Origin of the sequence: Thalassobacterium maritimum, from assembly GCF_031127805.1 — a bacterium.
Taxonomy (GTDB): Bacteria; Verrucomicrobiota; Verrucomicrobiia; order Opitutales; family Coraliomargaritaceae; genus Thalassobacterium; species Thalassobacterium maritimum.
The window spans coordinates 1-10,871 of sequence record NZ_JARXHW010000078.1 but is presented as its reverse complement, the minus strand read 5'-3'; the positions used below and the strand labels follow the sequence as shown (position 1 = coordinate 10,871).

Genomic DNA, 10,871 nt, shown 5'->3' with positions numbered 1-10,871 from the left:
TTCTGAGAACCGAGGCAAAAGGGAGGGAACGTCGAACATCCAACGCCCAACGTCGAACATCGAATGTAGGACCACGGAATACTGACTGCACGGCTTTCCCCGGGATCGCCAATCTCCGCATTGGCTGCGGTGGCATGGGCTGCGGTAGCCGAGGCCGAAACGACGCTCCCCGATCCGAAGGATCGAGGCTACGGAATTGGGAACATCCAATGTAGGACTACGGAATCAAATGGGCGCTTCAACGGCTGACCTTAAGTCGCCAGAACATCTTGGCGGCGTCGTCGATTGCGGGGGTGATCACGTAGCGGCGGATTTCGGTGCTTCCGTTATTGGTCGGCGTGCCGACTTCGGTTGCGCTGGCGTCGCCGCTGAAGCTGAGATCCTGGCTGGCTTCGAGGGTCACGCTCAAGCCTTGTAGATCGACGGGAATTTCGACTTCGACCACGCGGTAGCTTTTGGCCGTGTCGAGGGACAAGCCGTAGCTGCTGTTCAAGCTGCTGCCACTTTGCACCGAACCGGTGGGCAATGGCGCGGGCGCGGCGGAGGCATCGTCGGGCGCGGTGCCGAAGAGAAACTCGACCAAGTTGGCCCAACCGTCGCCATCGGCGTCGTCGTCTTCGCCTTGTTGATTGGCGGGGAGCGAGGCGACGAAGGTCTCGAATGGATCAGTGGGCGCGCTCACGGCGCTACCTTTGAGCAGCACGAGTTTGGACGCAGTGATCCCGTTATAAGTGGTAAACTCTCCACCCGCCCAGATGCGGCCGCTGTCGGTCAACGCGAGATCATTGACGTAGTTGTCAAAGCCGGTCCCGGTATCGAAGTTGACATCACGATTGCCCGCCGAGTCCAGGCGGATGAGACCGTTCGCGGCAAGCCCGGCGGCGCTGCTGACATTGCCCCCAATATAAATATCGCCTGCGGGGCTTTCCGCAAAAGCGCGGACAGTTCCAACAATATTACCACCGATAGGGAATGGAGTGATCGCTGAACCGTCACTGGACAGGCGCAGAACATTGTTACCATAGTAATAAGCCGCGAGCAGATCGCCATTGGCGAGCTGGAAGGAATCGCTGGTGTAGAAGAAACCGGTGTTGTAATCGATTGAGCTATCCTGCGCTCCGGAAGCATCGGTGCGTGCAATATATTCATCTCCAGAGCCGCCCCAAGCACCGAACCACCCGCTGAAGATCAGCTTGCCATCAGCCTGTGGGAAGACGCGATAGATCCAGCTGCTCGCGCCGGAGGTGAAGCTGCTGTTATAGGAACCGTCATCATTGAGTCGGACGGCATAGTCGGCAGTCGTCTCGCCCCCGAAGTCAGTAAAGGAGCCCACGGCGATGATCGTGCCGCCGACTTCCTCTGCAATATCGAAAGCTCCATAATACGAGCCGACCAGACCAGCCGGATTGAACACCGTGTCGAGGCTCAGGTCGGCATTGAGGCGGGCGAGCTTCCCGCGGGCGCTGCTGCCGATATTGTTAAACCCGCCCGCGAGCAGAATCTTGCCGTCTGCCTGTAGGCGCAACGATTCGATTGAGCCATCGGCGGAGAGTCCTGCCACGGGAATGACGGCTCCGGTTTCGTCGACCACGGCGAGGCGGGCACCGGAGGTATTCACGCCATCGCTGATCGAGGTGAAATGACCGCCGACCAGCACGCGTCCGTTGGGCAGGGGCAGCACTTGGTTGACGGCCCCACCGGTAACTGTGGGCGGCGTAAAGCCCGGTGCAATCGCCGCGGCATTGGCCAATACCTCGACTTCGATGCCGGCACTGGGCGTGTCATCAATGCTGTTGCTCACCACCACGGTGTAGCTGCCCGCATCGGCTTCGGAGAGAGGGGCAATGCTCAGTGTGGCCGCAGTCTGCGTCGGCAACAGAGTGCCGTCGCGATACCATTGATAGCTGAGCGTGCCGGCGCCGAGGGCCTCGACTTCCAGCGTGAGCGCACTGCCCTCCAGCAGGCTGACATCCTCGGAGAGACTCAGGATCTGCGGAGCGCCCAAAACGATAACTTGCGCGACCTCGCTGGTGCGGGTGCCGGCTTCATTGCTCACGACCACCGTGTAGTCGCCCTTGTCCAAATCATCGACCGCGCTGAGCACCAGGCTGGCGCTTTGACTACCGGCAATGCCTGCGCCATCGACCAGCGGATCACCATCGTGGAACCATTGGTAGCTCAGGGCCGAGGTGCCGACCGCTGCGGCGCTCAGGGTAACGTCCTCGCCCGGATCAACTACCATGAGCGCGGCGGGCTGGACAGTCAAAGCCAGTGGGATGGGATCGCCATTGAGCAGCGCAAGATAGCTGACGGCGCTGCCGTTGTAGCTGGTAAAGTTCCCGCCGACCCAGACTTTGCCATCGGTGCGGATCGCGAGATCTTGGACGGAACTGTTGAAACCGGTGCCGTCCGAAAAGGAAGGATCGACCGTGCCGTTCGAGAGATAGCGCACGGTCCGCCCACTACCGTAAGTCCCGGCGGCAATGTATTTGCCGTTGATTTGAGCGGCAATCTCGGTGGCATTGTAGAGCGAAGCAGATTGATCGGTGCTGCCATCGGGATTGATTTTGAGCACCTGACTGTTTCCGGCGAAGAGATAGTCCCCGTCGGGCGCGAGGTCGATCGCATCCACCCGGGTGCGCCCGGATGAATAGGTGAAGCTCTGGCCCACTAAGTTGGCATCATACTTGTAGACCTTTTGCCGCGAGGATGAAGTGGTGCTGGCTGTGACCAGAGCGCCCCCATCGGGGAGTGCTTTGATTGCTCGGATCGTTTGCGAGTCGTTTTTCGACATGGCCCCCGCGTAGCTGCCGTCGGCGTTGGCCACCGCAGCGCTGTAGGCACCGATGTATTGATTATTCCATGACGTAAAGCTGCCTCCGAATACGATGCGTCCGTCGCTTAGAATATCGACCGCATTGGCGGCGCCGGTGGTGCCGGCAGCAATGTTGCTGGCAAAGTCGGTGTCGAGTGAGCCGTCGGCATTGAGACGGGCCATGCCGCGCAGGCTTAGGCCGCCGACGGTGTAAAAGGAGCCGACGATCACGACCTTTCCGTCGTCTTGCAAAGCGACGTCATGGACGGAACCGCTCGCGATCGCGGCTGGCACGAAATTGGTATCGAGATTTCCACTGGCATCGACTTTGGCCACATAGTCGATCGCTGTATGGCCGCCCACATCGGTGAACCCGCCGACGATGATCACACTGCCATCGGGCGCGGCATCGAGCGCAACGACGCCGCTGTTGAGCGTAATACCGGTGTATCCACTCACCAGCGCGGCCGGATCGGGGATGATCGTGAGCGAGACTTCATCGGAATCGAGGCTGCCGTAGTCGTTGCTGATGCGCACGCTGTAGCTGCCTTCATTCGCCTCGGCAACCGAGGGGATGTTATAAGTGGCATCGGTCGCGGAGGCAATCGGCTGCCCGTCGAAATACCATTGATAGCTCATGGTGCTGGGGCTGGTCGCCGTGACGCTAAGCGTGGCGGACTGACCGAGCACAGCAAATGTATCGACAGGCGGCTCGGTGATCTGCGCGAGGGAGTCATCGTCGTAGAGAGTCACGGTCAACGTGTCGGAGACGAGGCTGCCTCCGGTGACATCGGAGAGTTGCAGGCTAAAGTCTTCGTCGCCTTCAATCGCCGCATCGTCGACTAGCGTGAGGCTCACAGTCTTCGAGCTGGCATCGCCCGCGGCCCAGCTAATCGTTTGATCGATCGCGGTAAAATCGGCGGGCGCGACGGCTGTACCATCCACACTACGGACACGGACCGAAGCGGCCTGCGTGTGGTCGCCGTAGCGAACGAGCTCGAGGCTGAGCGAGCCTTCGTCTTCAAAGAGAGCCGCGCCGCTCAGCGCAAAACCGACTTCCGGACGCTCGACCAGCAGGCGGGTAAATCCGGCCGCACTCACGCCATTCCAGGTGGTGAAGGAGCCGGACACCAGGATACGCTCTTGGTCGTCGACGTGGGCATTCGTCACAACGCCGTTCGGTCCGGCACCACCGGGGAAGTTGTCATCGACCGTGCCGTCGAGCGAAAAGAGCGCGAGGCCGGGCAAATCAATCGAACTGAAAGCGGTCGCTCCGGTCAGCAACAAGCGTCCGCGATAGGGCTGAATGGAAGTGAGAGTGCCAGTGAATGTATGCGTTTCCAAGAGAGCACCGTCCTCCAGATTGTGGATGGTCAACAAGTTGCCATGAATCGCCGCAAAGCGGTCGTTTCCAATCAGGGCAAAGCCGGTCACGTTTTGACTGGTCGTGAAATGCGGGAAGTCGGGATCGAAGCTGCCATCGGGTAGCACCCGCCGGATGCCGCGCCAGAGACTACCGTAGCCACCGGCGGTGTAACCAATGAGAATCGAGCCATCGGGCAGCTCCTGCAGGGCCGTAAAATTGCTATTGGTGCTATAATTGTAAGCGATGCTAAAGTCCGGATCGGCGGAGCCGTCGGCCAGTAGACGGAAGAGGCGGTTGCCCTGATTACTGCTGCGCACGAGGGCGTAGACCGTTCCGCTGTCGCCCACGTGGACGCCGCTCAAGCCGTTGAAATAGCCGGTGTATTCGTTGACCGGGAAGCTGCCGCTGTTGAAGAAGGGCACAAAGCTGGTATCGAGTGTGCCGTCAGCATGCATGCGTGCGAGGCGGCGACGCGGGCTGCCGTTGACCTCAGAAAAGAAACCCGTGACGAGGAACTGTCCATTGGGCAAAGGAATCGGAGAAGGATAGGCCGAGCTGGCGCCGTAGCCACTCTCGGGCGTGACGGTCACCGAAAAGCCGGGATCGGCTGTGAAGCTACTGCCATCAATTTTGCGCAGAGTGTAGCCCAGGGAATAATTGCCATCCAACATCAGCAGTGAGCCGTCGGTCAAAATCTCAAAAGATACGGGCGTGCTGACACCAGTGAGCGTCACGCCCGCATCGGGCTGCGCGGCGGGGGGAATCACAGTCAAGCGGGCCGCCCCGCTCGGTGCGGAACCGGCGGGGGTGCTGACTACGACGCTGTAGTCGGCTGCCGAGCTGGCGTTGGTCGCGCTGATGGTATAGCTGGCGGCAGTCGCGCCAGGAATGTCGACGCCGTCCTTTTGCCATTGATACGTGACTGGAACCGGACTGGAAACCCCGACCGAAAACGTCGCCGGCTCGCCCTCTTTCACGCTTAAGGCGACCGGATCGCTGGTGATGACGGGCAATGCCTCATCGTCGATAATCGTCACCGCAATGCTGGCCGAGCCCGCGATGGGATCTCCGACGGGGTTGCTGAGGCTGATATTAAAGGATTCGTAGCCCTCAGAAAGCGCGTCCTGCGTGATCGGGATGACCAGCGTTTGCGCGCCCCCGATGCCGTCGGCCCAGTTGAGCGTGCCGGAGCTGGCGCTAAAATCGCCCGCGCCGGCGCTGCCGTTTGTGGTGCTGAATTGGACGCTGGCCGCCCCGCTGAGAGGGCCGGTGCGAACCACGCTGAGCGTGATTGAACCCGCGTTTTCAGTGACAGTGGGCGCCGAAGCCGACCAGGTGAGGGCGGCCGGCGTGCTGTCGCCTTCGAAGGCGACGAGCTTCACCGTGGGGGTGCCGTTGACCGAGTCGAAGGCGCTACCGGAGTAGATTTTTCCATTGGGCGCGGTGATCGCATTCGAGAAATAACCGGCCTCCGGATTGGTGGTCGGGTGATCCGTCCAGAGCGAGCTTGCATTAAATGTCGGGTCGAGTGAGCCGTCGGAGAGGATGCGCACCAAGCGGTCGCGGGTGCTGTTTTGACTGGTCACGAGTAAGTATTTGCCCGCTGGATCGCGCTGGAGTGGACGTGCCGCAACGACGCCAAGGGCTGGATCCAGTGTGAACGAAGGATCGACCGAGCCGTCCGGATTCAGGCGCAGCATCCAAGACGAGCTGGTGGGACTTTCGTATTGGCCGAGCACCACGACCTTGCCGTCCGGTTCGACGACAACACCGCGCACTTCCTCCAGATTGCTGGGCAGCGTGGGATTGAAAGAAGGGTCACGCCGACCATCGGGAAACAGGCGGGCCAAAACATGAACCTTGGGCGCAGGATAGGAATAGCCCCACTCAAAATAACCAGTCACGTAGATTTTACCCGAAGCATCCAAGGCGGCTGCGCCAAAGAAACCCCGCAGCGCGGACGCCCCTGTGGGCGCGCCAAATTCGCTGGGGTCGACATTAAAGCCAGTATCCACCGAGCCATCCACATTCAAGCGGGCGATGCCGTAGCGAGTGGTCAAGGGTGCCGTGGACGAATCGCGAAAGCCGCCGAAGCCACCCACCGCGATGATTTTATCGTCGGGCTGGATGGTGACGTCCTCGATGTAATTGAAGCCGCCCGTGGGCCAGCCATAGGTGCCGGCGGTTTGAAAGCTGGTGTCAATGGTGCCGTCGGCATTGAAGCGCACGATTGAATTGGACTGAAGAAAGGTGCCGGGATTGCTATAGGTGCCCGTGCGCACGCCCTGCATGACGCCCGCGGCGACGATTTTGCCATCCGAGAGCAGACCGAGTGCGTGGACTTCAGGCCAGCCGTTGCTGTCGTAGTAGATGCCGGAGTCGGATCCGTTCACGTTATTGTCGGCAAAGAAGGTGTTGTCGACCGAGCCGTCCGGATTGAAACGGGTCAAGGGGAGCGCCAGCGGCGTCGCTTGGGGCGTGCCACGATCAAGCACAGCGGGCATTTCGTTGGAGCCAAAGAGGATCTTGCCGTCCGGCTGCACCAGCACCGAGGCGACGCCGCCATATTCGGCTGGCTCAAAGAATTGGCCTGCCGTGTTGGCAAAAGCGGTATCGACCGTGTCCGGTGCCGCTTGTAGCGCAGTGGTCGAGAGCGACACAGTCGCGAATAGAGATACGGCCGTGAAGAGGGCGTTTCGTTGCATGGTAGTGGTTTGTCGTTAGGTAGTCATACCGCCGTGCGTGCGCACGCAACCCGCAGCGAGGACGGACTGTTATTTCTGCTATAACGAAAAGAATTCTTGACGCTTATAGATGAAATTAGCGTAAGGCTTGATCATATCTTTTCACTCGAGATCGGGCTATCCCCTGAACAGAGGATTTTCAGCTAGTTATCCGCGCATGGCTTCTTCCCAGACCTTACCACAACGACAAGTTCCACCGCTGACGCTATTGACCGGAGCCCTGGCTCTGGGAATCGCGGTGATGCTGCTCGTCACTCTACTGGCTCATCAACAGCCCTGGCTGGGATTAAAACTGGCCCCGAGCGACACGGGCAGCGGCGCACGGGTGCGCGCCAGCAAGGGCCCCGCGTCCGACATCCCCCCCGGCACCATTCTGGTCCGGGCCGAAACCGAGGAGGATCAGCTGGAACTCAGCGCCTTCGACCTCACGGTCGAGCCGGACGGGGCCATGGGCGACTATGCCAGCTATCGGCGCTTTCTGGAGCGGCAGGATCGGCTGGCCCGCATGCAGGCCGCGCCCGCGCTCAGCTTCATCGCGGCAGACGGGCAGCGCTTTATCGTGCAGCCCGATCCCGCCGGCCGGCCCTTGCTGGATCTGCCCGTTGACTTCTGGGTGCAATGCCTGGTCGGCTTAGTGGCCTGGCTGGTCTCCGCGGCGGTGTTTGCCTTTCGACCCGGCGAGGCCAGCGCGCGCTATCTATTATTGAGCGGGGCGGCCACCCTACTCTTCGCGCCGGCGGCGGCGACCTACACCACGCGTGAACTGGCAGTGCCCGGCACCCTGCTGCAATGGGCCAGCGATCTCAATTTCCTCGGCGGCAGTCTCTTTGCCGCTAGCTTCGTCGCCTTGCTGCTGGTCTATCCGCGCCGCATTGCCCCGCGCTGGGTCGGTCCCTCGGTGGTGGCGCTCTTTGTACTTTGGTTTGTGGCCCAGCAGATCGGCCTCTTTGAATCGATGACCTTTGCCCGCCGCTTCCTGGTCTTGCTCGGGGTGCTGGCGACCTTTGTGCTGGCCGGCGCGCATTGGCGCATCAGTGGACGCCATCCGCTGGAGCGCGCCAAGCTGCAGTGGTTTTTGCTCTCTTGGGTGGTCGGCACCAGTGTGTTCTGCTTTTTCATCTTACTGCCGCAAAGCTTCGGCATCGATACCTCCCCCATCCAGGGCTACGCCTTTCTGCTCTTCCTACTGGTCTATGGTGGACTGGCGCTGGGGATCTTGCGCTACCGTCTATTCGATCTGGGCGAGTGGTGGCGGCGCGTCATGGCCTGGGCGCTCGCGGTGCTGCTCCTAGTGGTGATGGATCTGTTTTTTGTCTATGGCCTGCAATTCTCCACCGGCACCTCACTGGCCGTCGCTTTACTGATTTGCGGGCTCGTTTGGCTCCCCGCACGGGCTTGGCTGTGGCAACGATTTGCCCCCCGCAATTCGCAGGACACCTTTGACCTGTTTCAACGCGTGGTGGACGTGGCACTGGCCCCGCCAGGCACCGAAAACGAGGTCGATCGCTGGCGTGCAGTCATTCACTCCGTCTTTGAACCCTTGGAAATGACTCAAGCGACCGGCCAGCCACAGACGCAGGTGCAGCTACAGGACGATGGTCTGACCATGGTCCTGCCGCCCGTCGGCCGACTTCCCGGACTGGAACTGCGCTACGCCCGTGGCGGACGTGCACTCTTCCACCCCCGCGACGCCGCACAGGCCAACGAACTCGTCTCGATGCTGGAGCATGCACTCGCCAGCTTGGCCGCCTACGAAAAAGGCGTCGCCGAGGAGCGCACACGGATCGCACGCGACATGCACGACAATATCGGCGCCCAACTACTCAGCGCACTGCACAGCTCGGAAAACGCCACCAAAGACGCCCGCATTCGCGATTCACTCTCTGACCTGCGGGCCGTCATCAATCAATCCTCAGAATGCGCCGAGACACTGGCCACCACCCTGGCCGAACTCAGACTCGAAACCGCCGAACGCCTGGAAGCGGTCGGCATTGAGTTTAAATGGTCCGCCCCCGATGAGCTGCCGGCAGTCAGCTCGCATCAACTCAGCCATGCCCTGCGCTCGATCCTACGCGAGGCTGTGAGTAATGCGATACGCCACGCCCAGCCCACGCAGGTGGCCATCCAGCTGACGACCACAGACAATCAACTGCAGCTAGAAATTCGTGACAATGGCAAGGGCTTCGATCCCGCGACCTCCCCCGCAGGCAATGGACTGGGCAACATCCAAGCACGCATCGACGCACTTGACGGCAGTTTCAAATTGAGCAGCCTAGAGGGAACTACCTATTTACGCATAGAGATTCCCTGTAACGCTTCGCCCTCCTAAAAATGAATAGTTGCCTCATCATCGAAGACCAGGCCGACAATCGCCGTTGGCTCAACGCGATCGTGAGCCAGGCATTCCCCCACTGTCAGATCACAGAAGCCCCCGATTTAAAAAGCAGCCGAGCAGCCAGCGCAAAAGCCAAGTTCGACCTCGCCCTGATCGACCTGTCCTTGCCCGATGGCTCCGGCCTGGACGCCCTGCGAGCCATCCAACGCAGCAGCCCGCAAACCATTTGCGTGATCATCACCATCATGGGCGACGACGCCCTCATCGTCGCCGCCCTCTCCGCAGGCGCACAGGGATATTTGCTCAAAGAGCACCCCGCCGAGCAACTCAGTCGACAGCTGCGCGAGCTCAGCACAGGCGTCCCCGCGCTCTCGCCCTCGATCGCCAAGCGCATCATGGAGCACTTTCAGCGCACCGGCCCCATCGAAGCCGACCACGAGCTCTTAACCGAGCGCGAAAAAGAAACCCTCGTACTCATTTCCCGCGGATACCGCAACAGCGAGGTCGCCGACCAGCTAGGGATCGCGCCCACCACCGTAGCCAGCCACATCAAAGCGATTTACCGCAAGCTCGGCATCTCCACCCGCGCCGAAGCCTCATGGTACGCCACCCGACTCGGCTTATAAAGTTGAGAACGCTCAACGCCCAAAGTAGCGGGGCTCTTTAGACCCCGCTCCAACGCAGCACTTAAAAGCTTCGAACCTAAAGCAACTATAGAGAGTTCGACGTCCCCATTTCACACTCTCAATTAAATAGCACTTGCAAATAAAAGAATAAAATGTATTTAATTATGAATATGCAAATAGAGAACATCGAACACCACGGCCACGAAGTCCTTGAAATGATGATTGAATCGGGCGAAAGCTACAGCAATCAAAGCCTCAGAGCGGCCATCGACGAAAAATTCGGCCTAGAGGCGCGTTTTTACATTTGCTCTGGGGGCGGCATGACTGCCAGCGAGCTGATTGAAACACTCTGGGCAAAAGATAAGTTTACCGGCACCCCGGATGCCTTCGTCTTCGATCCCGCGAATCGTTGTAACCACTAGTCCACCGCAGCCAGTTGCGGGGCTTCAACTCTTTATCATGGACCTACAAAACAGCACCCTACGACCAGCGGCCAAGCCGATGATCAAAAACATGCCCAAAGCGGAAGCACTCTCGCTGGCCGAGCTGGTCGATTACCAAGAAGGACAAGTCACGAGTCGCACACTGGCGCAAAACAAGCATTTAAACCTCACCGTCTTTGCCTTTGCAGCAGGCGAAGGGCTGAGCACCCACCACTCCACTGGCGATGCGCTGGTACAAGTCCTCGACGGCAAAGGCATACTCACCATTGATGGCCAGTCCCAAGAAGTCGCCGCCGGACAAAGCATCGTGCTACCAGCCAATATCCCCCACGCAGTCGACGCAGCCGAAAAGTTTAAGATGCTCCTCACCGTGGTGAAACCCTTATAAAAAGAGACGCAGTGCGACAGCAGGGAGATGGCGAGCCACGCTCGTCCGGAGCGAAGCGAAGGATGCCTGACGCGGGTGCCCCCTGGGCGGCGACAGGCACATTTGAAACTGCCAGGGCAGTTCAAAGCTGCCCCACCGGAACGCTCAAAAACGA

5 protein-coding genes are annotated in these 10,871 nt (G+C 60.1%); 4 read left to right on the top strand and 1 reads right to left on the bottom strand.

What is annotated here, in order from left to right; translation table 11 throughout:
• Positions 1 to 238 precede the first annotated feature (238 nt).
• Entirely contained in the window at positions 239 to 6,886 is a 6,648-nt protein-coding gene (locus QEH52_RS18465; protein ID WP_308952434.1) for an immunoglobulin domain-containing protein, read from the bottom strand.
• A 487-nt stretch (positions 6,887 to 7,373) separates the two neighbouring features.
• Here QEH52_RS18465 and QEH52_RS18460 point away from each other — a divergent pair, with 487 nt between their 5' ends.
• The 4 genes from QEH52_RS18460 to QEH52_RS18445 all read left to right on the top strand — a co-directional run bounded on the left by QEH52_RS18460 (position 7,374) and on the right by QEH52_RS18445 (position 10,717).
• Complete coding sequence (locus tag QEH52_RS18460; protein ID WP_308952433.1) at positions 7,374 to 9,254, top strand: sensor histidine kinase; 1,881 nt, start codon at positions 7,374 to 7,376, stop codon at positions 9,252 to 9,254.
• 2 nt (positions 9,255 to 9,256) lie between these two features.
• Positions 9,257 to 9,886: a response regulator gene (locus tag QEH52_RS18455; protein ID WP_308952432.1), complete on the top strand. Its 630-nt coding sequence runs from the start codon at positions 9,257 to 9,259 to the stop codon at positions 9,884 to 9,886.
• A 170-nt stretch (positions 9,887 to 10,056) separates the two neighbouring features.
• A complete protein-coding gene (locus tag QEH52_RS18450) occupies positions 10,057 to 10,308 on the top strand; it encodes a YecH family metal-binding protein (protein ID WP_425609299.1) in 252 nt (83 codons plus the stop codon).
• 37 nt (positions 10,309 to 10,345) lie between these two features.
• On the top strand, positions 10,346 to 10,717 hold the full coding sequence (locus tag QEH52_RS18445; protein ID WP_308952430.1) for a cupin domain-containing protein: 372 nt from the start codon (positions 10,346 to 10,348) through the stop codon (positions 10,715 to 10,717).
• Positions 10,718 to 10,871: the final 154 nt, after the last annotated feature.

Excerpts from the sequence above, each read along its gene's own strand:
- QEH52_RS18465 (WP_308952434.1), bottom strand. The coding sequence starts at position 6,886 with ATGCAACGAAACGCCCTCTTCACGGCCGTATCTCTATTCGCGACTGTG.
- QEH52_RS18460 (WP_308952433.1), top strand. The coding sequence starts at position 7,374 with ATGGGCGACTATGCCAGCTATCGGCGCTTTCTGGAGCGGCAGGATCGG.
- QEH52_RS18455 (WP_308952432.1), top strand. The coding sequence starts at position 9,257 with ATGAATAGTTGCCTCATCATCGAAGACCAGGCCGACAATCGCCGTTGG.
- QEH52_RS18450 (WP_425609299.1), top strand. The coding sequence starts at position 10,057 with ATGCAAATAGAGAACATCGAACACCACGGCCACGAAGTCCTTGAAATG.
- QEH52_RS18445 (WP_308952430.1), top strand. The coding sequence starts at position 10,346 with ATGGACCTACAAAACAGCACCCTACGACCAGCGGCCAAGCCGATGATC.